Raw genomic sequence first — 25,759 nt, 5'->3', positions numbered from 1 at the left:
GGTCGCATTGCTGCAGACACCATTGGCAGAAGTATTGTGGTGCACATAAGGTTGATGGCTACAACTCGTCGTACTTGCGACTGCCGCCCCGCGCTTGTTCAGCGGGGTACTTCTGCTCATTGATCTCTACCTTCGCATTCGCAGCCTCGATCAAATCCACATCCAGCGCCATGGCCACAGCAGCACGTCGGTCATCTCATGCGCAAAGGCCCGCTTCTCGTCCCTCGGCAGGTCGGGGCTTCGCTCTACGGTCAGCCATTGAAAGTGGTCCAGCCGTTCGCCAAATGAGGGCCGATGCTAGATTCTTGGGCGAATGGAACTGGCACAGTTGTGCTGTTGCGCAAGGAAGACAGTCGCCCGATGGCGGGGTTTTTGCTGTGATAGGCCGAAGAGGCTTCTTCGTTTGCTTTTGTCGAGCTGAACTGGTGGGATGTGACTTGGGCAGAGTTGCGCTGGATGCGTCCGATTTACTTCTGAAAATTCTGCATGAACTTTGTGCCGTTTTTGCAGATTGATCAAGAGTGTTTGAGGGGCTTCTCAGAAGTCATTAAAATGGCGGCATCTATCAGGGAAACATCCAAATGCGTCCAAAATCTGGTCTACCAAAGCGAAAAGCACTAAGAAGCAAGCCCGAGTTTGAGTTCGGTTTGAAAGACAATCCTTCAAATTTGAAAATTAGTCACTCGAACATGCGAGGTAAAATGCATGTTGGTGGTTCAAATGTGATGTCTATGTTTTGTGGTTGTGGAGGGCTGGATTTAGGTTTTTTGGGCGGATTTTCATATCTGGGGAAGGAGTATTCGCCTTTGCCATTTAATATAGTGAATGCGATAGATTTTGATGAAAAATCCATTGAAACATATAAATTGAACATTGGTGAGCACGCTAGCGTTGGGGATCTTACGAAAATTAACGCCGTAGACCTTCCAAAAGCACGAGTGCTAATTGGAGGTTTTCCATGTCAAGATTTTTCATCTTCCGGCCCCAAGCTTGGTTTTGCTGGTAAGCGGGGGCAGCTGTATCTGGCCTTGGTAGATTACATGCGCGACCATAAGCCTGATATAGTTGTTGGGGAAAATGTACCCCATCTTGCGAGCCTAAACGGCGGAGAATATCTTAAGGCTATCCTGAATGATTTTGAGGCTGAGGGCTATAATTTTGAAGTATGGAATTTGTTTGCGCCAGATTACGGTCTTTCCCAAAGTCGAAGGCGTTTATTTATGGTGGGCGTTCGAAAAGAACTTGGAGGGCCTCCAAAACCACCGATTCCTGTCAATGTGAATCATTATCGTCCAATTGAAGATGCGATTGGTGATTTGGTCTCAATAACGGATGAAAAAATTACAAATCAAAGTCAGTATTTTATGGCGACAAAGGCTACTGCGGGTGGGGGGCAAGGGGATCATGCAAATCAAGCGGGACAGTTAGCCTATTGTATCCGAGCCAATGCCAAAGCCCGCATTCAATTTCACTATGAATTGGAGAGGCGGCTAACTGTTCGTGAATGCGCTCGCCTTCAGTCTTTTCCTGATGAATTTGTATTTCCGTTTGCTGCCATGACAAATATGACACAAATTGGCAATGCTGTGCCTCCAACGTTAGCTCATCATGTCGCAAGAGTTGTTGCGGAATATATTTCGCAGATTGATCGAGGCGAGTTTATTCAGTGGAATAATCGCTCTATCGAGGAGCGGATGCAAGATCTAGGTAAGCGCCGTCGGTTGCCCTCTGTTAAAAAAACACAGCTTGCACTTTTCTCTTAAGGAAATCGAATGCCAATGGGAAAAGATGCTGAGTACATTAGTATTATACTGACCCCCCTTGCTGAGTGTACCAACTACAAACCAGCCTTTGGTCAGGCTGGAAACGACGGCATAGATTTGCCACAGTTTCAGGCTTTGTATGGTGGTGACCCTCTCTATCACTGGATTGGATTGGATTCCAATCTAATGTATGCTGCGCATAAAGCTGCAGGTGGTATGACGTCCATCTATCGGCAGCTTGGAATTGGCTGCGAAAGATTGCTCCGAAAGGTCATTCAGGATAATCTTGGAATTTCAAATGAGCAGATTGCTTGGTCGTACATGTACGACAAAGGTAATGGGCAAATGGCAGTTCATACCCTTGACGCCAAGATAGAGCTAGCTGATATTCAGGATCTGCCTAGAAGGAGAATTGTCCAAAGTTGGATAAATAAATCTGCGATAGGCCTTGGTCTTCCGGCAGCGCGTGCAGCATCCTTGACCGGGGCTGCATTCGAAATTCGACAAGGTTATAAAAGTGCAGATTCAAAACGACAAGGGGCTGATTTACGTTTTGGGCTGAGAGCATATAATGATGTGAATTTACTACCGGTTATATGCATTGTTTCTACCCAAGCTAGCGATACGGTTTGTCGACGTTATCGAGACGCAACGCTACTCGTATTGCTTGGAACGCGAGAAGGAGATCTCAGCACATTCGCTTTCTTTCGCGATGTGATAGGTTACGATCTGGCTAATTTCTTCGAACGCAATACCACGAAAATTCGCAGAGAGTTCACTGCTATCATCCAGCAGTTGCTAAGTCCATAATTTTACAGCACGACGGTCGCCGCCGATATGATTGGCGAAACGCTAACATGCCGGCGTTTTCAAGTGCCATTTCGTTTTCAGTGGTTCGCTGGCACATTATTCAGGTGGTAGCCTATCGGGAGGCGTCGGACCGCAGTGGGCATTGCGTTGGCGCTCTTTGCAATGACTACTGCTTGGTGGACTTGCGACTGCTCCCCCGCGCCTGATCCGCAGGGTATTTCTGCCCATTGATCCCCACCTTGGCATTCGCAGCCTCGATCAGATCCACATCCAGCACAGTGGCCATCTGCACCAGGTACAGCAGCACATCCGCCATCTCATGCGCAACGGCCTGCTTCTTGTCCGCTGAGAGATCGCGGCTCTGCTCCTCGGTCAGCCACTGAAAGTGCTCCAGCAGTTCGCCGGCCTCCACGATCAGAGCCGATGCCAGGTTCTTGGGCGAATGGAACTGGCCCCAGTCGCGCTGCTGCGCAAAGTCTTGCAGGCGCAGGGCCAGTTGCTGGAGCGATGCGGGGTCTTGGGATTGGGGCATGCCGGGTGATCGTCTTTCTCCGCGTCAGCGGCAGTTCTCTGCCACGTCGCGCTGTGCTGCGGCCATTTCCGATTGGCGCCTGCTGTCGTCCAGGTACTGCTTGTCGCCCTTGTTGTCGTACTGGAACACGGGGCGCGCTGTCTTGAGGGTGCCCAGGTTGCGGCGCGCGGAGTTGCAGCGGGATGAGCGGTTGTACGCCTCGGCCTGCTGGCGCGCCTGTTGGGCGGCCTGGGCGTCGGCGGTTTGCGTACTTCCCGTGCCGGCTCCGGTGCTGCCTGCGTAGGGCGAGCGCTGCCGCGCTGGCGGGGCACTGGGCGGAAGGGGGTCGCTGGAGGGCGGGGTGACCTTGATGTTGACGCTGCCCCCGGTGCCGCCGCTCATGTGGCAGGGCTGGTCCTGGAAGGCGGTCTTGCCATCAGGCTGGGTGCATTTGTACGTTTGCGCCCAGGCGGGCGATGCGGCGGCGGCGGTCAGTGCCAGTGCGGCGACAGCGGCAGCGATGGTGGTGAGTGGCTTGGGCATGGCGTGGCGAGTCGAATGATGGAGGTCAGGGTCGAGACGGGCCTATTACAGCACCAGAAAGGACAACGCCCGGCATGGGCCGGGCGTCTTCGGTTCAAGCGGTGCTTGATGGATGGGTGCTGGTCGGATATCCAACCAGCCAAGCATCAAACGTCGATATTCCCCGCGCGCAGCGCGTTGGTCTCGATGAAGTCGCGGCGCGGCTCCACCTCGTCGCCCATGAGCATGGTGAACACGCGGTCGGCCTCGATGGCGTCGTCGATCTGCACGCGCAGCAGGCGGCGCACGTTGGGGTCCATGGTGGTTTCCCACAGCTGCTCGGGGTTCATCTCGCCCAGGCCCTTGTAGCGCTGGCGACTGGTGCTGCGTTCGGCTTCGCTGATGAGCCACTTCATGGCCTGGCGGAAGTCGCCGACCTTTTCTTCCTTCTGCTTTTCGCCTTCGCCGCGCAGGGCCTTGGCGCCCTCGCCCAGCAGGCCGCGGAAGGTTTCGGCGGCCTCGGCCAGGGCCTGGTAGTCGGCGCCGTGCACAAAGTCTTGGGTGATCACGCTGCTCTTGATGTTGCCGTGGTGGCGGCGACTGATGCGCAGCAGGGGCTTGTCGGTGCGGGCGTCGAACTCGCCGGCCACTTCGGCGGGGGCGCCGGTGGTGTTCAGCTCGCGCAGCTTGGCCTGCAGGGCCACGGCGCTGGTTTCGGCCTCGGCCACGGTGTCGAGCTTCAGGCTCACACCGTCGGCCACGGCGCGCAGGGCTTCGGCGTCCATGAAGTTGCTGAGGCGGGCAATCACGCTTTCGGCCACCTGGTGCTTGCGCGCCAGTTCGCCCAGGGTCTCGCCGGTCAGCACCTGTGGGTTGGCGCCGCCGGTGCTCACGCTGGCGTGGTTCAGCGCAATGCGCAGCAGAAAGCCGTCGAGCGCGGGCGCGTCCTTCAGGTACAGCTCTTCCTTGCCGGCCTTCACCTTGTACAGCGGTGGCTGGGCAATGTAGATGTGGCCGCGCTCGACCAGCTCGGGCATCTGGCGGTAGAAGAAGGTGAGCAGCAGGGTGCGGATGTGGGCGCCGTCAACGTCGGCGTCGGTCATGATGATGATGCGGTGGTAGCGTAGCTTGGCCACGTCGAAGTCATCGCCACCGGTGGTGCCGCCGGCCTTGCCGATGCCGGTGCCCAGGGCGGTGATCAGCGTCAAAATCTCGTTGCTGGTCAGCAGCTTTTCGTAGCGGGCCTTTTCCACGTTCAGGATCTTGCCGCGCAGCGGCAAGATGGCCTGGAACTTGCGGTCGCGGCCCTGCTTGGCAGATCCACCGGCGGAGTCACCCTCGACGATGTAGATTTCGCACAGGGCGGGGTCTTTTTCCTGGCAGTCTGCCAGCTTGCCGGGCAGGCCCATGCCGTCGAGCACGCCCTTGCGGCGGGTCATTTCGCGGGCCTTGCGGGCGGCTTCGCGGGCGCGGGCGGCCTCCACGATCTTGCCGCAGATGATCTTGGCGTCGGCCGGGCGCTCCTGCAGGTAGTCGGTGAGCAGCTTGCCCACGATGTCTTCCACGGGGGCGCGCACTTCGCTCGATACCAGCTTGTCCTTGGTCTGGCTGCTGAACTTGGGCTCGGGCACCTTCACGCTCAGCACGCAGCACAGGCCTTCGCGCATGTCGTCGCCGGTGACTTCGACCTTGGCCTTCTTGGCAAACTCGTTTTCTTCGATGTACTTGTTGATGACGCGGGTCATCGCGGCACGCAGGCCGGTCAGGTGGGTGCCGCCGTCCCGCTGGGGGATGTTGTTGGTGAAGCACAGCACCTGCTCGCTGTAGGCGCTGTTCCACTGCATGGCCACTTCCACGCCGATGTGCGTGCCGGGGATGCCGCCGTACGTCTCTGCCGGGCGTTCGCCTGCGGCGTAGAACGAGTTGGGGTGCAGTACCGTCTTGCCCTTGTTGATGAACTCGACAAAACCGCGCACGCCGCCGGCGCCCGAGAAGTCGTCTTCCTTGCCGCTGCGCTCGTCCTTGAGGCGAATGCGCACGCCGTTGTTCAAAAAGGACAGCTCGCGCAGGCGCTTGGCCAGGATCTCGTAGTGGTAGTCGTTGTTCTCTTTGAAGATCTCGGTGTCGGGCAAGAAGTGCACTTCAGTGCCGCGCTTTTCGGTCTCGCCGGTCACCTTCATGGGGCTTACTTCGAAACCGTCCACGGTGTCGAGCAAACGGTCTTGCACAAAGCCGCGCGCAAACTCGATCTGGTGCACCTTGCCTTCGCGGCGCACAGTCAGGCGCAGCCATTTGGAGAGGGCGTTCACGCAGCTCACGCCCACGCCGTGCAGGCCGCCCGATACCTTGTAGCTGTTCTGGTTGAACTTGCCGCCGGCGTGCAACTCGGTCAGCGCGATTTCGGCGGCGCTGCGCTTGGGCTCGTGCTTGTCGTCCATCTTCACCCCGGTGGGGATGCCGCGGCCGTTGTCGGTGACGCTGATGGAGTTGTCGGAGTGGATGGTGACGACGATGTCGTCGCAGTGGCCGGCCAGGGCCTCGTCGATGGAGTTGTCGACCACCTCGAACACCAGGTGGTGCAGGCCGGTGCCGTCGGACGTATCGCCGATGTACATGCCGGGGCGCTTGCGCACGGCCTCCAGGCCTTCGAGGATGGTGATGGAGCCTTCGCCGTAGCTTTCGCTGGCGCCGGCCTGGTTGGTGTCGATCTTGTGCGGAACGGGCTCACCAGTGCCGGTGGGTTCTGGCTCGGGCAGGTTGTTGTCAGCGGTCATGGTGGGCCTTGGGATCCGTGGAGGCCCGGGGGGCCTCCGATGTGTCTGTCAATAAGGTTCAAATAGGGCTCTGGTCCCCATCATATGGGGGCGAGCAGCTATCAAATCAATAGCTCGTGCGGGGTGCCCGGCGCGCAAGGCGACAAGGGCACGGCGCAGGGCTAGATGCGCATCGGCATCACCACGTACTTGAAGCTTTCGTTGTCGGGGATGGTCAAGAGCGCGGAGCTGTTGCCGTCCGAGAGCTCCACCTTCACCATGTCCTGGCCCATGTTGGCCAGGGCGTCGATGAGGTAGGTCACGTTGAAGCCGATCTCGATGGTGTCGCCACCGTAGTCGATGTCGAGCTCGTCCACGGCCTCTTCCTGCTCGGCGTTGTTGGACGCCACGCGCAGGGTGCCGGGCTCCAGGTTCAGGCGCACGCCCTTGAACTTGTCGCTGGTCATGATGGCGGTGCGCTGCAGGCTGGCCAGCAGTGGGGCACGGCCCAGGGTGATGCTGTTCTTGTGGTTCTTGGGGATGACGCGGTTGTAGTCGGGGAACTTGCCCTCGACCAGCTTGGTCACGAACTCCATGCCGCCAAAGGTGAACTTGGCCTGGTTGTTGGCGAACTGCATCTCGATGTGGGGCTGGTTCTCGCCGCCGGCGTCGGACAGCAGGCGCTGCAGCTCGATCACGGTCTTGCGCGGCAGGATGACTTCCTGCTTGGGCACTTCCACATCGAGCGTGGCGCTGGCAAAGGCCAGGCGGTGGCCGTCGGTGGCCACCAGGCTCAGCTGTTTGCCCTCGGCCACGAACAAAATGCCGTTGAGGTAGTAGCGGATGTCCTGCACTGCCATGGCAAACGACACCTGGCCCAGCAGGTCCTTGAGGGTTTTTTGCGGCACGGCGAACACGGGGCCGAAGGCGGCCGACTCCTGCACCAGCGGGAAGTCCTCGGCCGGCAGGCTTTGCAGGGTGAAGCGGCTCTTGCCGCCCTTCAAGATCAGCTTGGACTGGGCCGATTCGAGGCTCACCGTCTGGTCGCTGGGCATGGTGCGCAGGATGTCGATGAGCTTGCGCGCACCCACGGTGGTGGTGAAGTCGCCCGTGTCGCCACCGAGCTCGGCGGTGGTGCGGATCTGGATCTCGAGGTCGCTGGTCGTCAGCTGCAGCGCGTTGCCGGTCTTGCGGATCAGTACGTTGGCCAGGATGGGCAAGGTGTGGCGGCGCTCCACGATGCCAGCCACCGATTGCAGAACCGCGAGTACCTTGTCTTGTGTTGCCTTCAGGACGATCATGTCATCAACCCCTTGCTTGTGGATCTTTTTTGGAACGGTGCGGGCAGCGGCACGGGTTGTGCCCCCCTGCTGCCCCTAAACCCCCCATTTTGCCTTGTAAGGACGTGTTCTATTTGGCAGTGTGGCGCCGAACAAGTTCTTACATCAAAGGCCAGGAGGGAACGCATGGTGGCTCAGCCCTTCAACGTCTGTTCCAGCACGTGCAGCTGCTGGTTCAGTTCGGTCAGCTGCTGGCGCTCGCCCGAAATCTTGCGCACCGCGTGCAGCACCGTGGTGTGGTCGCGCCCGCCGAAGAGTTCGCCGATCTCGGGCAGGCTCTTTTGCGTGAGCTCCTTGGCCAAGTACATGGCGATCTGGCGCGGGCGGGCAATGCTGGCCGGGCGCTTCTTGCTGTACATGTCCGCCACCTTGATCTTGTAGTAGTCGGCGACGGTCTTCTGGATGTTTTCCACCGAGATCTGGCGGTTCTGGATGGACAGCAGGTCGCGCAGCGCCTCGCGGGCCAGCTGGATGGAGATTTCCTTCTGGTTGAAGCGCGAGTACGCCAGGATCTTGCGCAGCGCGCCTTCGAGCTCGCGCACGTTGGAGCGCACGTTCTTGGCCACGAAGAAGGCGACTTCCTCGGGCATCTCGGTGCCTTCGACGCGTGCCTTGTTGATCAGGATGGCCACGCGCATCTCGAGCTCGGGCGGCTCGATGGCCACGGTGAGGCCCGAGTCGAAGCGCGAGACCAGCCGCTCGTGGATGTTGGCCAGGCCCTTGGGGTAGGTGTCGCTGGTCATCACGATGTGGCTCTTCTTGGCCAGCAGGGCTTCGAAGGCGTTGAAGAATTCTTCCTGCGTGCGGTCCTTGTTCGCAAAGAACTGCACGTCGTCGATGAGCAGCAGGTCCAGCGAGTGGTAGCGCTCCTTGAACTCGTCGAAGGTGCGGCGCTGGTAGGCCTTAACCACATCCGACACGAATTGCTCGGCGTGGATGTAGAGAACTTTGGCGTCGGTCTTGTCGGCCAGCAGGCGGTTGCCCACAGCGTGCACCAGGTGGGTCTTGCCCAGGCCCACGCCGCCGTAGATGAACAGCGGGTTGTACAGGTGGCCGGGCATGCCCGCCACGTGCATGGCGGCCGAGCGTGCCATGCGGTTGGCCGTGCCCTCGACCAGGGTCTCGAAGGTGAGGCCGGCGTTCAGGCGGTTGCGGAAGGCGCCGGCCGATTCGTCGGGGGTGCTGCTGCCGCTGTTGCCGTTGCCGGAGTTGCTGTTGTTGTTGCTGCTGCCCTGCCCCTGGCCCTGCTGGTCGTTGTGCGAAACCGGGGTCTGCGTGCCCGCTGCGTTGGGGCGCACGTAAGTGCGGGTAACGGCTTCGCGCTGAGCGAGCGCTAACTCCAGCGTGACGGGCTGGCCGTACAGGTCTTCGAGCAGCAGCGAGATGCGCTTGGCGTACTGGGCCCGGATCCAGTCGAGCTTGAAGCGGTTGGCGACGAACAGCGTGACCTTGGAGAAGTCTTCGGTCACCTGCGCCACGAGGGGCTTGATCCAGGTGTTGAACTGCTGCTCTGGCAGGTCTTGCGCCAGTTGTTCTAGGCAGGCCTGCCACAGGCCCTGGCCTGCGTCGGCCCCGGGGTTGGATGCGGAGCTGCTGGAGGGTTCCTCGGTCATTTATCGGGTGATTCTTTTTGTGGATAGGAGGAACGGTGCTGGGCCTGGCATTGTAGCTTGTCAAGGAGTTATCCACAATTTGAAAGGCCGGTTTCTCCAATGGGCTCGCACCCCTTGCGAGGGGGTCGGAAACGGCATTTTGAACCCCTGATTCCAGCGCGCCACAGGGTCTTCCCTGCCGCGGGCATTGCCAGCGGGGCACAAGCCTGCGATAATTTTGGGTTTCCCTGAATGTGTTCAGGGCGATTTGACCGGGCGTGCCGTTATTTCTGCGCAGCAGTCCGGAACTGAACCTCAAGGAATAGAGCACCATGAAACGTACTTACCAGCCCTCCAAGACCCGCCGCGCCCGCACCCACGGTTTCCTCGTCCGCATGAAGACCCGCGGCGGCCGCGCTGTCATCAACGCACGCCGCGCCAAGGGCCGCAAGCGCCTGGCCGTCTAAGGCCGGCAAGGTCCTGGGCCTGCACCCCGGTTTGCACCGTCAGGTACCAAACGGGGGCGCTTGCATGCAACGGCTGAAAACCCGTCCGCAGTTCCAGGCCGCCATGGCGGGGGGCACCGTTTCCCGTACCGCCCATTTTGCGCTGCACCGCCTGGTGCTGGGCGCCGACGGCACTGCCACGACTGGCGGTGCCGTTGTCGTTGCGCCCGGCGAACCCGCCACGGCAACCGCCGCGCAGCCCGCTGCAACGGTACCTTCCCCAGGGCCCGGCACCTCGCCGCAGGCCCTGTTCGGTGTTTCCGACGACGTCTGGCTGGGTGCCATGGTGCCCAAGCGCTGGGCGCGCCGCGCGGTCACGCGCAACACCATCAAGCGGCAGATCTACACGGTGGGCGCTACGTTCGAGGCGCGCCTGCCCCAGGCCGCCCACGTGGTGCGCCTGCGCAGCACGTTCGACCGCAAGCAGTTCATCAGCGCCACGTCCGACCAGCTCAAGGCGGCGGTGCGGGCCGAGCTGCTGCAGCTGTTCGGCTACGCGGCCAAGCGTTCGGGCCAGGCCCCGGGCGCCGGTGGCGATGCGGGCAAAGGCAGCGGCAAGGGCCAGGGCGGTAGCAGAAGCGACAAAAGCCCCAGCGCGCCGCGGGTGTCGGCGGTTGCGCCATGATGCGTGCGCTGCTCATCGGGGTGGTCAAGGGCTACCGCCTGTTCCTGAGCCCCTGGCTGGGCTCGGCCTGCCGCTTCGAGCCGACCTGCTCCGTGTATTCGCTGCAGGCGCTGGAGCAGCATGGCGCGGCGGCTGGCAGTTATCTCACGGTGCGCAGGCTGGTACGCTGCCACCCCTGGTGTGACGGGGGCCATGACCCGGTCCCGCAGGAGCTGCCGCGCAGCATGCGGCTTTTTTCGCGCTTCACTGCGTCGTCCACCACTCCAACATCCTCACCAAAGAAGTCTTCATGAACGACATTCGCCGCACCATACTGTGGGTGATTTTTGGCTTTTCCATGGTTCTGCTGTGGGACAAGTGGCAGTTGCACAACGGCAACAAGGCCACCTTTTTCCCCACCGCAGCCCCCGTGGCAGCGCCTGCGCCTGCGGGCACCGCCTCGGCTTCGGCCGGCGCTGCGAGCGTGCCTTCGACCACCAATGCGTCGGCGCCCGCCACCGCATCGGCCCAGGGCGCAGCGGCCGTGCCTGGCCAGCCGGCTCCCACGGCAGCGCCTGCCACGCGTGAGCGCGTGCAGGTGACGACCGACGTCTACCGCCTCACCTTCGACAGCGAAGGAGGCTCGCTGACGCATGCCGAACTGCTCAAGCATGCCGACATCGGCGACAAGAGCGGCAAGAACTTCCTGCTGCTGGACGAGAGCGCGAACCGCGTGTACGTGGCGCAGACCGGCCTGATCGGCGGCGCCTTCCCCACGCACAAGACGCTGATGACGGCCGTGGCCGGCCCGCGCGAGCTCAAGGACGGGCAGGACGAGCTGTCCATCCGCTTCGAATCGCCCGAGCAGGGCGGCGTGAAGCTGGTCAAGACCTGGACCGTGAAGCGCGGCGCCTACGACATCGCCGTGAAGCACGAAGTGGTGAACACCGGCACGGCCCCTGTGTCGCCCGAGCTGTACCTGCAGCTGGTGCGCGACGGCAACAAGCCGCCAGGCGAGTCGTCGTTCTACTCCACCTTCACCGGCCCTGCGGTCTACACCGAGGCCAAGAAGTACCAGAAGGTCGAGTTCAAGGACATCGAGGCCGGCAAGGTCGACATCCAGAAGGATTCCACCAATGGCTACGTGGCCATGGTGCAGCACTACTTCGCCACAGCTTGGCTGCTGGGCAACGACATCCCGCGCAACCTGTTCATGCGCAAGGTGGACACCAACCTGTACTCGGTGGGCATGATCACCCAGTTGGGCGCCATCGCCCCCGGTGCCAGCAAGACCGTGGACGCGCGCCTGTTCGCCGGCCCCCAGGTCGAGAAGACGCTGGAAGCCCTGAGCCCCGGCCTGGAGCTGGTCAAGGACTATGGCTGGCTGACCATCCTGTCCAAGCCGCTGTACTGGCTGCTGGACCAGCTGCACAAGATCCTGGGCAACTGGGGCTGGGCCATCGTGGCGCTGGTGCTGCTGCTCAAGATCGCCTTCTACTGGCTCAACGCCAAGGCCTACGCGAGCATGGCCAAGATGAAGGCCATCAACCCCAAGATCATGGAGATGCGCGAGCGCCTGAAGGACAAGCCGCAGCAGATGCAGCAGGAGATGATGCGCATCTACCGCGAGGAAAAGGTCAACCCCATGGGTGGCTGCTTCCCCATCATGATCCAGATCCCGGTGTTCATCGCCCTGTACTGGGTGCTGCTGTCCAGCGTGGAAATGCGCAACGCGCCCTGGGTCCTGTGGATCCATGACCTCTCGGCACCGGACCCGTTCTTCATCCTGCCGCTGTTGATGACGGTCAGCTCGCTGCTGCAGACGGCGCTGAACCCCGCGCCACCAGACCCGCTGCAGGCCAAGATGATGTGGTTCATGCCGCTGATCTTCAGCGTGATGTTCTTCTTCTTCCCGGCCGGCCTGGTGCTGTACTGGCTGACAAACAACATCCTGTCGATCGCGCAGCAGTGGCTCATCAACACCCGCATGGGCGTGCCCCCGCAGTTCAACCTGCCCAAGTTCAAGTGATCACCGCCTGATCGCTGAATCCCCCGAAAGGCCGCGCAAGCGGCCTTTTTCAATCCATACCGCTAAAGTCACCCCCATGCTTGCCCGCCACGCCGACCCCATCGTTGCCATTGCCACTGCCCCGGGGCGCGGCGCCGTGGGCATCGTGCGCGTGTCCGGCAAGGGCATCGCGGCGCTGGTGCAGGCCCTGTGCGGGCGCGACCTGCGCCCGCGCGAGGCGCACTACCTGCCGTTTCGCGATGCCGAGGGCCAGGCCATCGACCAGGGGCTGGCGCTGTACTTTCCGGCGCCGCATTCCTATACGGGCGAGGACGTGCTCGAGCTGCAGGCCCATGGCGGCCCGGTGGTTTTGCAGTTGCTGGTGGCGCGCTGCCTGGAGGCAGCGGCTGCGGCGCAGGCCGAGGGCGGCCCCGCCGTGCTGTCCGGGCTGCGCGTGGCCGAGCCCGGGGAGTTCACCGAGCGTGCCTTCCTCAACGACAAGATCGACCTGGCGCAGGCCGAGGCGATTGCCGACCTGATCGACGCCTCCACCTCGGCGGCGGCGCGCAGTGCGAGCCGCTCGCTCACGGGCGCCTTCTCCAGCGAGATCCATGCGCTGCGCGACGCGCTGATCCACCTGCGCATGCTGGTGGAGGCGACGCTGGACTTCCCCGAGGAGGACATCGACTTCCTGAAGCAGGCCGATGCCCAGGGCCAGCTCGACCGGCTGCAGCAGACCCTGGCGCGCGTGCGCCAGCGCGCGCAGCAGGGCGCGCTGCTGCGCGAGGGCATCAAGGTGGTGATCGCCGGCCAGCCCAACGCGGGCAAGAGCTCGCTGCTCAACGCGCTGGCCGGGGCGGAGCTGGCCATCGTGACCCCGATCGCCGGCACCACGCGCGACAAGGTGCAGCAGACCATCCAGATCGAGGGCGTGCCGCTGCACGTGATCGACACCGCCGGCCTGCGCGACAGCGAGGACGAGGTGGAGCGCATCGGCATCGCCCGCGCCTGGGACGAGATCGCCGGGGCCGATGCGGTGCTGTTCTTGCACGACCTGTCGCGTGCGCACACGGCCGCCTATGCCGAGAGCGATGCGGCCATCGCTGCCGACATGGCGCAGCGCCTGCCGGCGTCGGTGCCGGTGATCGATGTCTGGAACAAGATCGACTGCGTGGACCAGGCCGCAGCCACCCGGCTGCAGGGCCCGGGCCGCTCGGTGCAGCTGTCGGCGCGCATGGGAACGGGCCTGGAAGACCTGCGCCGCACGCTGCTGGAGGTTGCCGGCTGGCAGTCGGCGCCCGAGGGCGTGTACATCGCCCGTGCGCGCCATGTGCAGGCGCTGCAAGCGGTGGCCGCGCACCTCGATGAAGCGCACATGCAGTTACAGGCGCGGGCCCCGGCCCTTGACATCCTGGCCGAAGAATTGCGCCTGGCGCAGAACGCGCTGGGGGCCATTACGGGGGAGTTCACGTCCGATGACCTGCTGGGTGTGATTTTTTCGAGCTTTTGCATCGGCAAGTAGCCCGCGGGAGCCACCTGGCTGGGCGCTTTTGTTGTAAACGGACGTAAACAGCGCTTGTGCGCAACCTGTAACAGGGTTACTTTAAGAACAACCATGAACGTTCTATCCCCCGCTGCCACCAAAGCCGATCTGCAGGGCCTGATCGATGCCATCGCCCAGGCCAGCGCCGACGACAGCATGACCAACCCGCTGACCCCTGCGCAGTGGGACACCGTCGCTTCGTACCTGCTGCCCTGCATCCTGCCCACGGGGCATGTGCTGTTCACCCAGGGTACCAGCGACCGCACCCTGTACTTCGTGGAAAGCGGCAGCCTGAGCGTGCACTTCCAGGACGAGAAGGAGCGCCTGCGCCTGGCCATCGTGGGCCCGGGCTCCGTGCTCGGCGAAGGGGCGTTCTTTTCGCACCGGTCGCGCAGCGCCACGGTGCAGGCCACCGGGCCTTGCAAGCTGTGGAGCCTGACGGCCATCCGTTTCACCGAGTTGACCAACCGGCAGCCCGCCATTGCCCTGGGGCTGGCCATGGCGGCCGGCTCGGTGCTGGCCAAGCGCCTGGGCAATCGCCGCCGGCGCGTTGCGGCGACCTGACACCGCTGTCGGCCGGCACCGCTTTCGGTACCGGCGGCATCGTTGGGGGTGCAGGGCTCGCGGTACACTCGAATCGGACAACCCACTGCAGGTGTACTCCGAGGAAAGCAAGCCATGTCACTGTTCAGCTGGTTCAGCCGCAAACCGGTACCGCCCAAGCCCCGGCCCAATGCGGCATCGGAGCCTTCGGGCCTGCTCAACGCCGATGCCACGGTGCCCCTGGCTGCCGGCCGCCAGGGCAAACCCCTGGTCGACGCGCTGCCGCCCGAGCACGCCGCCAACCGCAAGAACGAGCGCATGGAGCGCCGCGAGCTGCTGTACACCGTGGTGCGCGACGCCATGGTGCGCGCCGGCGTGCTCTCGGCCAGCTACAAGTTCAAGGTGCTGTCGCTGGACCAGCGCGGCCGCCAGTTCCTGGTGATGATGGACCTGGCGCGCGAGTACGGCGGCGAGACGGTGCGCCTGTCGGAGATCGAGGCGCTGATCGCCCAGACCGCCAAGACGCGCTACGACATCCTGGTGACCGCCGTGTACTGGCGCATCAATGACCATGTGGCGGTGGGCATTCCGCAAAAGGGCATTGCCCCGCTGGGTGCCGCCCTGCCCGTGGGCACGCAGGCCCCGGCCGCTGCCGCCGCCGTGCGGCGCCCGTTGCCTCCGGTGTCGGCCCCGGCCCCGCTCACGGCCACGCCGTCGGCCCCGATCTCGCGCCCGGCACCGCTGCGCGCCGCCGCGCCCGTGGCCACCGCCCCGGCTCCGCTGACGGGCACGGCCGCACCGCGCTCGCCCACGCCGGTGGACTACGAAGCCACCCGCCCTGTGCCGCGTTTCGAGCCCATCGAGGCCGACGAAGTGGCGGCCTTCAAGCGCGCCCTGGCCGATGCCGCAGGCACCAACCCCGTACCCGTCACCCCGGCACGCCCGGGCGGTGCCCCGGTGCGCTCGGGCCCCATCCGCCCCCGACCAGCCAATGCAACGGGCTTCGAGGACACGGAAATGCCCGGCGCCGAAGAGCGCGGCCCGGACCTGAGCAGTACGCAGTACGGCGAGCTGCGCTAGAGCGCGCAGGGCGCCAAAAACAAAGGCGGCCCCAGGGGCCGCCTTTTTCATGGCACACCGCTGGGGTGCTCAGGCTTTCACGTCGAGCAAAGAGCCCATCATCTGGTCCTGGGTCTTCACCACCTGCAGGCTGGCCTTGAAGGCGTAGGTGGCCGACATCTGCTCCACGGCCTCCTTCTCCAGTGCCACGCCCTCTTCCTGGCTGCGGCGCACGGAGCCGGTGACGCCGGCTCCACCCGGTGCGGCCTGCTGCTCCACCACCTCGCTCTTGTAGCGCGGCGTGTTCATGTTGGCCACGTTGTTGGCCGAGGCATCCAGGCGCAGCTGGGCTGCCTGCATGCCAGAGGCGCCGATCGAGGAAATGGAGGCCATGGTGGAGTGCTCGCGGTGGAGGGGGATGGCTGGATTATCCGGCGCTGCCGGGTTTTGGGCGAGACCGCCCATCCTGCCGGCAGGGTCACTGGCCCCAGAAGCGGTCTTCCTGCGCCGGGTCGCTGGAGAAGAGAAACACCTCGGCGACCTGGCCGTCCGCGATGCGCAGCAGGTCCACGCCCGCCTGGTCCAGGCGGGCACCCTCGCGCTCGCCGCCAAAGCGGATGCTGACGGCGACCCAGTCGCCGTTCTCCATGTAGTGGCTGGCCTCGGTGATGGCAAAGCTGCCCTGGGACAGCTCCATCATGCCCCCGATCATCGCCCCCACGGCGGCCAGGCCCCGGTGCGTGCCCGAGAAGCGGTTGGCGCCGGGCTGGTGCCAGACCACGGACGGCGACACGGTGGCGGCCAGCAGGGCCTGGTCGCCGGTCTGGGCGGCACGGATGTAGTTCCTGGCGATGTCGATGGCGGTCATGGGGCTCTCTGGAAGTGTTGAAGATCAGGCAATTATTGGACTTGGGGTGCAGCAAAGCACGGCAGCCAGCAGCCAGAGAAAGACACTTATCGGACAAAATGGGCCAACTACCCCTGCCAAGGAAAGCGATGGCCCCGCAGAAGACCGGCCGCACCGGCACCGACGCCAACACCGATATCGAACGCTTCGACTACCGGCCGCCCGGGACCTACGGGCTGGACCTGGAGGTCTTCCCGATGTCCGACCTGCGCCAGCGCGGGCCGGAGGGCGAGGTCCTGCGCACCCACCGCTACGCCTTCCACATGCTGGTGCTGGTCACCCGCGGAAGCTGCACGCAGGTGATCGACTTCGAGCCCGTGCCCTGCGCGCCCGGGTCGCTGCTGGCCATCCGGCCCGGCCAGGCCCACCACTTCGGGACGGGGCAGGACTGGGAAGGCTGGGTCATGCTGCTGCGCCCGGAGTTCCTGCTGGCGGCCGGCGCTGCGGCAGCCAGCGATCTGCGCCTGGTGGTCGGGCTGGAGCGGTTTCCCGTGCACCTGGCGTTGGGCGACGGCGAGGCCCGCACGGTGGCGGATGCGATGGTGCAGATGCGCACGGACGCGGCGGCCACTGCGCCGGCGCAGGACCTGCACGCGCTGCTGCGCTACCAGCTCTATGCCCTGCTCGCGCGGCTGGCCATTGCCCACGGCCAGCGGGAGCCCGCGAGCCACCGCGCGCTGCAGCGCTTCGAGCGCTTTCGGCAACTGCTGGAGCAGCGTTTTGCCCAGTGGCACCAGGTGGCGGACTACGCCGGCCCGCTGGGCTGCACGCAAAAGAGCCTGGCGCGTGCCACCAGTGCCGCGGCCGGCATGAGCGCCAAGGCCTTCATCGCCGCGCGCCTCTGTCTGGAGGCCAAGCGCCTGCTGCTACACACCGGCGTGCCCGTGGCACGCATTGCCGAGCGCCTGGGCTTCGACGAGGCGACCCATTTCAGCAAGTTCTTCCGGCGGGAGGCGGGCTGCACCCCGGCCGAGTTCCGCCGCCAGCAGGTGGCGGCACTCCCGGAGGTCAACGCAGGGTGAGGATTCAGACCTGCACGTAGTCCGGGTGGCGCGCGCAGATCTCGTCGACCTGGCTCAGCGTGCCCGACAGGTGCTGGCGCAGCGCGTCCTGCGCGGCCGGGGCGTCGCCGGCCGCGATGGCGTCCACGATGCGCCGGTGGTCGGCCAGCACGGCCTCGGTCTTGCCGGCGGTGGGCAGGTGCAGGCGGCGCAAGCGGTCCACATGGCCGGAGCGGCGGCGCACCAGGTCCCACAGGCCGGCCACGCCGGCGGCCTCGTACATGCGCTGGTGAAAGCCCTGGTCGGCCTCGACGAACTCGCGGTAGTGGGCCGGGCCCACCACGGCGGCCATGGCCGCCACCTGGGCACGCAGGCGGGCCAGCACGGTGTCGTCGGGTGCCAGGGCCAGGGTGCGCACCACCTCCAGTTCGAGGGAGCGGCGCAGGTAGTGCGCCTGGCGCGCGGCCTCGATGTCGATGCGGCTGACCACCGTGGCGTGCTGCGGAAAGATGTCCACCAGCCCCTCTTCGCCCAGGCGCAGCAGGGCGTCGCGCACGGGCGTCTGGCTGATGCCGAACTGCTCGGCCAGCTCGGCCCGCGCCAGCACGGTGCCGGGCGCCAGGTCGAGCGAGACGATGGCCTCGCGCAGCCGGTCGAAGACCTGGGGCGCCGCATGGCGCGAGCGGTCGAGGCGGACTTTTTCTCTCACGTTCATAGGGTCGGGTTCATGGCGCCCGGATTGTCGCACCCTGTTGTGTTGACGCACTAATATACTAGTGCTTTAATGCGCCACATGACACGACGCACCCCTGATTCCTTGCGCAGTGCGCGCTGGTTCGCACCCGACGACCTGCGCTCCTTCGGACACCGCTCGCGCATCCTGCAGATGGGCTATGCGCCCGAGGACTGGGTGGGCAAGCCCATCATCGCCATCGTCAACACCTGGTCGGACATCAACCCCTGCCATGGCCACTTCCGCCAGCGGGTGGAGGACGTCAAGCGCGGCGTGCTGCAGGCGGGCGGCTTTCCCATCGAGTTGCCGGCCATCTCGCTGGCCGAGGCCTTCGTCAAGCCCACCACCATGCTCTACCGCAACATGCTGGCCATGGAGACCGAGGAGCTGCTGCGCAGCCACCCGGTCGACGGCGCGGTACTGATGGGCGGTTGCGACAAGACCGGGCCCGGCCTGCTGATGGGCGCCATGAGCGCGGGGCTGCCGGCCATCTTCGTGCCCGCCGGCCCCATGCTGCGCGGCAACTACAACGGCCAGGTGCTGGGATCGGGCTCGGATGCCTGGAAGCTCTGGGACGAGCGGCGCGCCGGCAACCTGAGCCAGGAGCAGTGGCAGGGCGTGGAGGCCGGCATCGCGCGCAGCCACGGCACCTGCATGACCATGGGCACGGCCAGCACCATGACGGCGATTGCCGAGGCCATCGGCATGAGCCTGCCCGGCGCCTCGTCCATCCCTGCACCCGACGCCAACCATGTGCGCATGAGTGCCGAGAGCGGCCGGCGCATCGTCGACATGGTGTGGAACGAGCTCACGCCCGCACGCCTGCTCAGCCGCGAGTCCTTCCTCAACGGCATCCGCATCGCCATGGCCGTGGGCTGCTCGACCAACGCCATCGTGCACCTGGTGGCCATGTCGCGCCGTGCGGGTGCGCACTGCGCCGTGACACTGGACGACTTCGACGCCGCCAGCCGCGTGGTGCCGGTGCTGGCCAATGTGCGGCCCAGCGGCGACACCTACCTGATGGAGGACTTCTACTACGCCGGCGGCCTGCCGGGCCTGATGTCGCGCATGCCGCAGCTGCTGCACCTGGGCGCGCAGACCGTCACCGGCCGCACGCTGGGCGAGAACATCGAAGGCGCGGCCGTGTTCAACGACGACGTGATCCGCCCGCTGTCCAACCCCATCTACGCCGAAGGCGCGCTGGCGGTGCTGCGCGGCAACCTGGCGCCCGATGGCGCGGTGATCAAGCCCAGCGCCTGCGCCCCCCACCTGCAGCAGCACACCGGCCCGGCGCTGGTGTTCGACGATTACCCGAGCATGAAGGCCGCCGTGGACGACCCGGACCTGGACGTGACGCCCGGCCACATCCTCGTGCTGCGCAACGCCGGCCCCCAGGGCGGGCCGGGCATGCCCGAGTGGGGCATGCTGCCCATACCGGCCAAGCTCGTGAAGCAGGGCGTGCGCGACATGCTGCGCCTGTCCGACGCGCGCATGAGCGGCACCAGCTACGGCGCCTGCATCCTGCACGCCGCGCCCGAGGCCTACATCGGCGGGCCGCTGGCGCTGGTGCGCACCGGCGATCTGATCACCGTGGACGTGCCCGCGCGCCGCATCCACATGGAGGTGGACGACGCCGAGCTGGCGCGCCGCCGTGCCGAATGGACGCCGCCGCCCGCGCGCTTTCAGCGCGGCTACGGCTGGATGTTCAGCCGCCACATCCTGCAGGCCGACCAGGGCTGCGACTTCGACTTCCTCGAAACCGGCTTCGGCGCGCCCGTGCCCGAGCCCGACATCTTCTGACCACCCACCCCCCCGCTCTCATGCCACTGAACCCCACCACCCGCGAGTTGCTCGCCCACGTCAGCACCGCCACCCTGTGCACTGCGCTGTTCAAGCGCGGACTGCGCAACCAGTTCCTGCAGGACGTGCACCCCCTGCGCGGAGGCCGCGCCAACATGGTGGGTGAGGCCTTCACGCTGCGCTACATCCCGGCGCGCGAAGACCTGAACCCGATCAGCGTGTTCCAGGACCGCGGCCACCCCCAGCGCAAGGCCGTGGAGGAATGCCCGCCGGGCGCTGTGCTGGTGATCGACAGCCGCAAGGACGCGCGCGCCGCCTCGGCCGGCTCCATCCTGGCCACGCGCCTCATGCAGCGCGGCGTGGCCGGCCTGGTGACGGACGGCGGCTTTCGCGACACACCCGAGATCGCGGCGCTGTCCATGCCGGCCTACCACCAGCGGCCCTCGGCACCCACCAACCTCACCCTGCACCAGGCGCTGGACATCAACGTGCCCATCGCCTGCGCCGACGTGGCCGTGTTCCCGGGCGACGTGCTGGTGGGCGATGGCGAAGGCGTGGTGGTGATCCCTGCCCACCTGGCCGACGAGATCGCCGCCGAGGCCACGGAGATGACGGCCTTCGAGGACTTCGTGACCGCGCAGGTGCTGCAGGGCCGCTCCATCCTGGGCCTGTACCCGCCCACCGACCCGGCCACGCCCGGCGAGTTTGCCGCCTGGCGGCAGGCCCACGGGCGTTGACGCCCCTCGCCGCATTGCTTCCCCCATAACGACACCCGGAGACAAACCACCATGCGATTCCTCATCCACTGCGCGACCGTGCTGGCGCTGGCTGCCTTGCCCCCGATGGCTGCCGCGCAGGACTGGCCAGCCGCCAAGCCCATCACCTACGTGGTGCCCTTCACGCCCGGGGGCTCCACCGACACCATCGGCCGGGTGCTGGCCAACAAGCTGCAGGAAGCGCTCAAGCAGTCCGTGGTGGTGGAGAACAAGCCGGGCCAGGCCGGCGGCATCGGCGCGGCCTATGTGGCCAAGGCCGCGCCCGACGGCTACACCCTGTTCGGCGGCACCATCAGCACCCACGCCATCAACGCCAGCCTGTACAAGAACCTCGCCTACCAGCCGGTGCGCGACTTCGAGCCGGTGGCGCTGGTGGCCACCCTGCCCAATGTGCTCATCATCAACCCCGCGCTGGGCGTGAACTCGGTGGCCGAACTGGTCGAGCTGCTCAAGAAGGATCCAGCCAAGCGCATGTTCGCGTCCTCGGGTTCGGGCACCTCCACCCACCTGGCGGGCGAGCTGTTCGGCGACCTGATCGGCGTGAAGCTCACGCACATCCCCTACAAGGGCACGCCCCCGGCGCTGACCGACGTGGCGGCCGGCCAGGTGGCCTTCATGTTCGACCAGATGACGGCGGCCCTGCCCCTGGCCAAGGCCGGTCGCGTGAAGCTGCTGGCGGTGACCACGGGCAAGCGCATCACCCTGGCGCCCGAGCTGCCCACCATGGCCGAGGCCGGCGTGCCGGGCTTCGAGATGTCGTCCTGGCAGGCGGTCTATGCGCCCAAGGGCACGCCCCGGGCCGTGGTGCAGCGCCTGAACGCCGAGATCACCAAGGCCCTCAGGCTGCCCGACGTGCAGGCCAGGCTGCACGACCAGCTGGGCATGGACATCGTGGCCAGCACGCCCGAGGAGCTGGCAGCCCACATGGCGCGCGAGATTCCGCGCTGGGCGGAGCTGGTCAAGAAATCCGGTGCCCAGCCGGACTGAGGGGGCTCAACCCACGCCGTGGGCCTGTGCCAGGCACTGCTGGAAGGCCTGGGCCGCGCGCGAGGGTTCGGGTGAGCGCCGCAGCAGGCCCACGAACTGGCAGCTGTAGCGCAGCAGCGCGGGCTGCACGGCCTGCATCAGGCCACGGCGCTCGTAGACCTCGGCATAGTGGTCGGGCAGAAAGCCCAGGTAGCGGCCCGAGAGGATCAGCGTGGCGATCGACTCCTGGTCGAAGCCCGTGGCCGTGCGCGACAGGCGTGCCTGGTGGCTCAGCTCCATGTTGGGCGAGTGGTAACCGAGGCCCGCGAAGGGCTGGTGGCGCAGCGCCTCCCAGTCGAGCGAAGTGTCGTCGACGCCGAACAGCGGGTGGCCTGCGCCGCAGTACAGCAGCATGGTCTCGGTGAACAGGTCGGTGTACAGCAGGCTTTGCGAGGCGCGGTGCGCCGGGATGATGCCGACCTGGAAGGTGCCGTCGATGACCCCGCGCTCGATGGCATTGATGGTGCCCACGTGCATCTGCAGGTGCACGTCGGGCGCCTGCTGCGCAAACGCGGCGATGGCCTGGCCGATGCGCGCGGCCGGGTTGGTAGCGGTCTTGTCGAACACGGCCACTGCGAGCTGCCCGCCCATGCGCGCATGGATGTCGTCCACCGCATTGCGAAAGCCCTCCACCGAGGCCAGCAGGCGCAGCGTCTCGTCGTAGACGCGCTGCCCCTCGGGCGTGAGGGCGAAGCCTGCCCGGCCGCGCCGGCACAGGGTCAGGCCCAGGCGGGTCTCCAGGTCCTTGACGTGGCGGCTCACGGTGCTGGTGCCGATGTTGAGTTCCAGCTCCGCGGCCGACATGCCGCCGCACTCGGCCACGGCCTTGAACACCTGCAAGAGGCGCAGGTCCATGTCGCTGAGCTGGCCGAGCACGGCGCGGTTCTTGGTGTTCATGGCGGTCCGGTTGTTACTTGCATAAACGCGCAAGTAAACATTGATATTGCACTATTTGAGAGATTAACACCGGGGACAACAATCCGCCTGAAACCTGCTTTTCGCCCGGCCCTGCGCGGCTGCCTTGCACTGGAGATTCCCATGAGTTTCGTCAACATCGAAAAACCCGCTTCCGACGCTGGCGGTGACCGCCTGGACGCCGCCTGGCTCGACGCCCACTGGATGCCCTACACCGCCAACCGCCAGTTCAAGGCGGCTCCGCGCATGATCGTGGAAGGCAGCGGTGCCTACTACACCGACTCTGATGGCCGCAAGATCTTCGACGGCCTGTCGGGCCTGTGGTGCACGGGCCTGGGCCATGGCCGCCGCGAGATCGCCGAGGCCGTGGGCAAGCAGGCGCTCAAGCTCGACTATGCGCCGGCCTTCCAGTTCGGCCACCCGCTCTCGTTCGAGCTGGCCAACCGCATCAAGGCCATCACCCCGGACGGCCTGGACTACGTGTTCTTCACGGGTTCGGGCTCGGAAGCGGCCGACACCTCGCTGAAGATGGCGCGCGCCTACTGGCGCGCCAAGGGCCAGGCCAGCAAGACGCGCCTGATCGGCCGCGAAAAGGGCTACCACGGCGTGAACTTCGGCGGCATCTCGGTGGGCGGCATCGCGGCCAACCGCAAGCTCTTCGGCCAGGGCGTCGAAGCCGACCACCTGCCCCACACCCAGCCGGCCGCCGGCTCCTTCCACAAGGGCATGCCGCCCACGGGCAAGGAACTGGCCGACCGCCTGCTGGACGTGATCGCACTGCACGATGCCTCGAACATCGCGGCCGTGATCGTCGAGCCCTTCTCGGGTTCTGCCGGCGTGGTGATCCCGCCCGTGGGCTACCTGCAGCGCCTGCGCGAGATCTGCACGCAGAACAACATTTTGCTGATCTTCGACGAGGTGATCACCGCCTTCGGCCGGGCCGGCGCCTGGACCGGTGCCGAGGCCTTCGGCGTGACGCCCGACATCCTGAACTTCGCCAAGCAGGTCACCAACGGCGCGCAGCCCCTGGGTGGCGTGGTGGCCAGCAAGGACATCTACGACACCTTCATGGCCGCGGGCGGTCCCGAGTACATGCTCGAGTTCCCGCACGGCTACACCTACTCGGCCCACCCCGTGGCCTGCGCCGCCGGCATCGCCGCGCTGGACCTGCTGCAGAGCGAAGACGCCATCGGCCGCGTGAACGCGCTGACCCCGCACTTCGAGCAGGCCGTGCACAGCCTCCAGGGCAGCAAGCATGTGCTCGATATCCGCAACTACGGCCTGGCCGCGGGCATCACCATCGCCGCGCTGCCCGGCGAGCCGGCACGCCGCCCCTACGAGATCGCGATGAACTGCTGGAAGAAGGGCTTCTACGTGCGCTACGGTGGCGACACCATCCAGCTGGCACCGCCCTTCATCAGCGAGAAGGCCGAGATCGACCGCCTCGTGAACGCGCTGGGCGACGCCCTGGCGGAAACCGCCTGAGTTCCATTTTTTAGCCATTCCTTTGCCATGAACCACGACAAGAGCGTCACCACCACCGTCGGCCACCTGATCGACGGCCAGATCGTTGCCGATACCGAGCGCACGCAGCCGGTCTTCAACCCGGCCACGGGCCAGTCCACCACCAACGTCGCCCTGGCCAGCAAGGCCACGGTGGAGCGCGCCATCGCCTCGGCCGAGGCTGCCTTCCCGGCCTGGCGCAACACGCCGCCGCTCAAGCGCGCCCGCGTCATGGGCAAGCTCAAGGTGCTGCTCGAAGAGAACGCCGACAAGATCGCCGCGATGATCACGGCCGAGCACGGCAAGGTGCTCAGCGACGCGCACGGCGAACTGCAGCGCGGCATCGAGAACGTGGAGTACGCAAGCTACGCGCCCGAGCTGCTCAAGGGCGAGCACAGCCGCAACGTCGGCCCCGGCATCGACTCGTGGAGCGAGTTCCAGGCACTGGGCGTGGCGGCGGGCATCACGCCCTTCAACTTCCCGGCCATGGTGCCGCTGTGGATGTGGCCCATGGCCGTCGCCTGCGGCAACACCTTCGTGCTCAAGCCCTCCGAGCGCGATCCCACGAGCACCCTGTTCATCGCCCAGCTGGCGCTGGAAGCCGGCCTGCCCCCGGGCGTGCTCAACGTGGTCAACGGCGACAAGCTGGCCGTGGACACGCTGCTGCAGGACGCTCGAGTCAAGGCCGTGAGCTTCGTCGGCTCCACCCCCATCGCCGAGTACATCTATTCCGAAGGCTGCAAGCACGGCAAGCGCGTGCAGGCCCTGGGCGGCGCCAAGAACCACGCCATCGTGATGCCCGACGCCGACATCGGCAATGCCGTGAGCGCGCTCATGGGCGCGGCCTACGGCAGCTGCGGCGAGCGCTGCATGGCCATCCCGCTGGTGGTGGCCGTGGGTGACGAGGCCGGTGATGCCGTCGTGGCAGGCCTCAAGGTCGAAATCGCCAAGATGAAGGTCGGCCCCGGTACCGACAACGGCAACGACATGGGTCCGCTGGTGACCAAGCCCCACTTCGAGAAGGTCAAGGCCTATGTCGACAGCGGTGTGGCCGAGGGTGCCACGCTGGTGGTCGACGGCCGCGGCGTGACGGTGCCCGGCCATGAGGACGGCTACTTCCTCGGTGCCTGCCTGTTCGACAACGTCAAGCCCGGCATGAAGATCTACCAGGAAGAGATCTTCGGCCCCGTGCTCGGCGTGGTGCGCGTGAAGACGCTGCAGGAAGCCATGAAGCTGATCGACGACCACGAGTACGGCAACGGCACCTGCATCTTCACGCGCGACGGCGAGGCTGCGCGCTACTTCACCGACCACATCCAGGTCGGCATGGTGGGCGTGAACGTGCCCCTGCCCGTGCCCGTGGCCTACCACTCCTTCGGCGGCTGGAAGCGCAGCCTGTTCGGCGACCTGCACGCCTACGGCCCCGATGCCGTGCGCTTCTACACCAAGCGCAAGACCATCACCCAGCGCTGGCCCTCGGCCGGCGTGCGCGAAGGCGCGGTGTTCAGCTTTCCGAGCAGCCGCTGATTCGACGGCGTCCAACA

The 25,759-nt window shown here is 65.3% G+C and carries 24 protein-coding genes; 15 read left to right on the top strand and 9 right to left on the bottom strand.

What is annotated here, in order from left to right:
* Nucleotides 1–581: 581 nt before the first annotated feature.
* Both AC07PF_RS06270 and AC07PF_RS06265 read left to right on the top strand, forming a co-directional pair.
* Nucleotides 582–1,763 carry a DNA cytosine methyltransferase gene (locus AC07PF_RS06270; protein ID WP_494611212.1) on the top strand — a complete coding sequence of 394 codons (1,182 nt, stop codon included), beginning with the start codon at nucleotides 582–584 and terminating at the stop codon, nucleotides 1,761–1,763.
* A 9-nt stretch (nucleotides 1,764–1,772) separates the two neighbouring features.
* Nucleotides 1,773–2,573, top strand: a complete 801-nt coding sequence (locus AC07PF_RS06265; protein WP_494611211.1) for a hypothetical protein — start codon at nucleotides 1,773–1,775, stop codon at nucleotides 2,571–2,573.
* A gap of 166 nt (nucleotides 2,574–2,739) precedes the next feature.
* Here the strand turns inward: AC07PF_RS06265 and AC07PF_RS06260 are convergent, their stop codons facing one another.
* The 5 genes from AC07PF_RS06260 to dnaA all read right to left on the bottom strand — a co-directional run bounded on the left by AC07PF_RS06260 (nucleotide 2,740) and on the right by dnaA (nucleotide 9,312).
* A complete protein-coding gene (locus AC07PF_RS06260) occupies nucleotides 2,740–3,105 on the bottom strand; it encodes a nucleotide pyrophosphohydrolase (protein WP_494611210.1) in 366 nt (121 codons plus the stop codon).
* 24 nt (nucleotides 3,106–3,129) lie between these two features.
* The gene (locus AC07PF_RS06255; protein WP_494611209.1) at nucleotides 3,130–3,627 is read right to left on the bottom strand and encodes a DUF4124 domain-containing protein; all 498 of its coding nucleotides are present in this window, start codon (nucleotides 3,625–3,627) and stop codon (nucleotides 3,130–3,132) included.
* Between the two features lie 146 nt (nucleotides 3,628–3,773).
* Nucleotides 3,774–6,380, bottom strand: a complete 2,607-nt coding sequence (gene gyrB, locus AC07PF_RS06250; RefSeq protein WP_494603626.1) for a DNA topoisomerase (ATP-hydrolyzing) subunit B — start codon at nucleotides 6,378–6,380, stop codon at nucleotides 3,774–3,776.
* 161 nt (nucleotides 6,381–6,541) lie between these two features.
* Complete coding sequence (gene dnaN, locus AC07PF_RS06245) at nucleotides 6,542–7,660, bottom strand: DNA polymerase III subunit beta (protein WP_007854794.1); 1,119 nt, start codon at nucleotides 7,658–7,660, stop codon at nucleotides 6,542–6,544.
* 173 nt (nucleotides 7,661–7,833) lie between these two features.
* Nucleotides 7,834–9,312, bottom strand: a complete 1,479-nt coding sequence (gene dnaA, locus AC07PF_RS06240) for a chromosomal replication initiator protein DnaA (protein WP_145694080.1) — start codon at nucleotides 9,310–9,312, stop codon at nucleotides 7,834–7,836.
* Nucleotides 9,313–9,623: 311 nt separating this feature from the next.
* Here dnaA and rpmH point away from each other — a divergent pair, with 311 nt between their 5' ends.
* The 7 genes from rpmH (at nucleotide 9,624) to AC07PF_RS06205 (ending at nucleotide 15,575) form a co-directional block, all read left to right on the top strand.
* The gene (gene rpmH, locus AC07PF_RS06235; protein WP_005798102.1) at nucleotides 9,624–9,758 is read left to right on the top strand and encodes a 50S ribosomal protein L34; all 135 of its coding nucleotides are present in this window, start codon (nucleotides 9,624–9,626) and stop codon (nucleotides 9,756–9,758) included.
* Between the two features lie 64 nt (nucleotides 9,759–9,822).
* Nucleotides 9,823–10,422 (top strand): ribonuclease P protein component, encoded by a 600-nt coding sequence (locus AC07PF_RS06230; RefSeq protein WP_494611208.1) that lies wholly within the window; start codon nucleotides 9,823–9,825, stop codon nucleotides 10,420–10,422.
* A complete protein-coding gene (gene yidD / locus AC07PF_RS06225; RefSeq protein WP_007854782.1) occupies nucleotides 10,419–10,715 on the top strand; it encodes a membrane protein insertion efficiency factor YidD in 297 nt (98 codons plus the stop codon). Before AC07PF_RS06230 ends, yidD begins: the two co-directional genes overlap by 4 nt.
* Nucleotides 10,712–12,430, top strand: coding sequence for a membrane protein insertase YidC (gene yidC, locus AC07PF_RS06220; protein WP_494611207.1), 1,719 nt, complete (start codon nucleotides 10,712–10,714; stop codon nucleotides 12,428–12,430). The genes yidD and yidC overlap by 4 nt, the downstream gene beginning before the upstream one ends.
* A 76-nt stretch (nucleotides 12,431–12,506) precedes the next feature.
* A complete protein-coding gene (mnmE, locus tag AC07PF_RS06215; protein ID WP_494611206.1) occupies nucleotides 12,507–13,931 on the top strand; it encodes a tRNA uridine-5-carboxymethylaminomethyl(34) synthesis GTPase MnmE in 1,425 nt (474 codons plus the stop codon).
* 93 nt (nucleotides 13,932–14,024) lie between these two features.
* Nucleotides 14,025–14,516 (top strand): Crp/Fnr family transcriptional regulator, encoded by a 492-nt coding sequence (locus tag AC07PF_RS06210; protein ID WP_007854779.1) that lies wholly within the window; start codon nucleotides 14,025–14,027, stop codon nucleotides 14,514–14,516.
* 114 nt (nucleotides 14,517–14,630) lie between these two features.
* Nucleotides 14,631–15,575 carry a hypothetical protein gene (locus tag AC07PF_RS06205; RefSeq protein ID WP_007854778.1) on the top strand — a complete coding sequence of 315 codons (945 nt, stop codon included), beginning with the start codon at nucleotides 14,631–14,633 and terminating at the stop codon, nucleotides 15,573–15,575.
* A gap of 69 nt (nucleotides 15,576–15,644) precedes the next feature.
* On the opposite strand, the gene AC07PF_RS06200 is transcribed toward AC07PF_RS06205, so the two are convergent.
* Both AC07PF_RS06200 and AC07PF_RS06195 read right to left on the bottom strand, forming a co-directional pair.
* Nucleotides 15,645–15,947 carry a flagellar basal body rod protein FlgC gene (locus AC07PF_RS06200; protein ID WP_494611205.1) on the bottom strand — a complete coding sequence of 101 codons (303 nt, stop codon included), beginning with the start codon at nucleotides 15,945–15,947 and terminating at the stop codon, nucleotides 15,645–15,647.
* 85 nt (nucleotides 15,948–16,032) lie between these two features.
* The gene (locus tag AC07PF_RS06195; protein ID WP_494611204.1) at nucleotides 16,033–16,422 is read right to left on the bottom strand and encodes a nuclear transport factor 2 family protein; all 390 of its coding nucleotides are present in this window, start codon (nucleotides 16,420–16,422) and stop codon (nucleotides 16,033–16,035) included.
* A gap of 128 nt (nucleotides 16,423–16,550) precedes the next feature.
* Here AC07PF_RS06195 and AC07PF_RS06190 point away from each other — a divergent pair, with 128 nt between their 5' ends.
* Nucleotides 16,551–17,483 carry an AraC family transcriptional regulator gene (locus AC07PF_RS06190; protein WP_494611203.1) on the top strand — a complete coding sequence of 311 codons (933 nt, stop codon included), beginning with the start codon at nucleotides 16,551–16,553 and terminating at the stop codon, nucleotides 17,481–17,483.
* A 4-nt stretch (nucleotides 17,484–17,487) separates the two neighbouring features.
* On the opposite strand, the gene AC07PF_RS06185 is transcribed toward AC07PF_RS06190, so the two are convergent.
* Nucleotides 17,488–18,177, bottom strand: coding sequence for a GntR family transcriptional regulator (locus AC07PF_RS06185; RefSeq protein ID WP_007854771.1), 690 nt, complete (start codon nucleotides 18,175–18,177; stop codon nucleotides 17,488–17,490).
* 78 nt (nucleotides 18,178–18,255) lie between these two features.
* Between AC07PF_RS06185 and araD the strand changes: the two genes are divergently transcribed.
* The 3 genes from araD to AC07PF_RS06170 are packed head-to-tail and all read left to right on the top strand — an operon-like array spanning nucleotide 18,256 to nucleotide 21,758.
* Nucleotides 18,256–19,995: an L-arabinonate dehydratase gene (araD, locus tag AC07PF_RS06180; RefSeq protein WP_494611202.1), complete on the top strand. Its 1,740-nt coding sequence runs from the start codon at nucleotides 18,256–18,258 to the stop codon at nucleotides 19,993–19,995.
* A 26-nt stretch (nucleotides 19,996–20,021) separates the two neighbouring features.
* Entirely contained in the window at nucleotides 20,022–20,732 is a 711-nt protein-coding gene (locus AC07PF_RS06175; protein WP_494611402.1) for a ribonuclease activity regulator RraA, read from the top strand.
* Nucleotides 20,733–20,783: 51 nt separating this feature from the next.
* Nucleotides 20,784–21,758 (top strand): Bug family tripartite tricarboxylate transporter substrate binding protein, encoded by a 975-nt coding sequence (locus AC07PF_RS06170; RefSeq protein WP_494611201.1) that lies wholly within the window; start codon nucleotides 20,784–20,786, stop codon nucleotides 21,756–21,758.
* A gap of 6 nt (nucleotides 21,759–21,764) precedes the next feature.
* Here the strand turns inward: AC07PF_RS06170 and AC07PF_RS06165 are convergent, their stop codons facing one another.
* Nucleotides 21,765–22,694 (bottom strand): LysR family transcriptional regulator, encoded by a 930-nt coding sequence (locus AC07PF_RS06165; RefSeq protein WP_007854766.1) that lies wholly within the window; start codon nucleotides 22,692–22,694, stop codon nucleotides 21,765–21,767.
* A 141-nt stretch (nucleotides 22,695–22,835) separates the two neighbouring features.
* On the opposite strand from AC07PF_RS06165, the gene aptA reads away from it, so the two are divergent.
* Both aptA and AC07PF_RS06155 read left to right on the top strand, forming a co-directional pair.
* Nucleotides 22,836–24,197: an omega-aminotransferase AptA gene (aptA, locus tag AC07PF_RS06160; protein WP_007854765.1), complete on the top strand. Its 1,362-nt coding sequence runs from the start codon at nucleotides 22,836–22,838 to the stop codon at nucleotides 24,195–24,197.
* A 27-nt stretch (nucleotides 24,198–24,224) separates the two neighbouring features.
* Nucleotides 24,225–25,742, top strand: coding sequence for a CoA-acylating methylmalonate-semialdehyde dehydrogenase (locus AC07PF_RS06155; RefSeq protein ID WP_007854764.1), 1,518 nt, complete (start codon nucleotides 24,225–24,227; stop codon nucleotides 25,740–25,742).
* The last annotated feature ends 17 nt before the right edge of the window (nucleotides 25,743–25,759 follow it).

It is taken from the genome of Acidovorax sp. GW821-FHT10A04 (assembly GCF_059415825.1).
The sequence above is the reverse complement of the archived record's forward strand: the minus strand, read 5'-3'. Positions and strand labels throughout refer to the sequence as shown.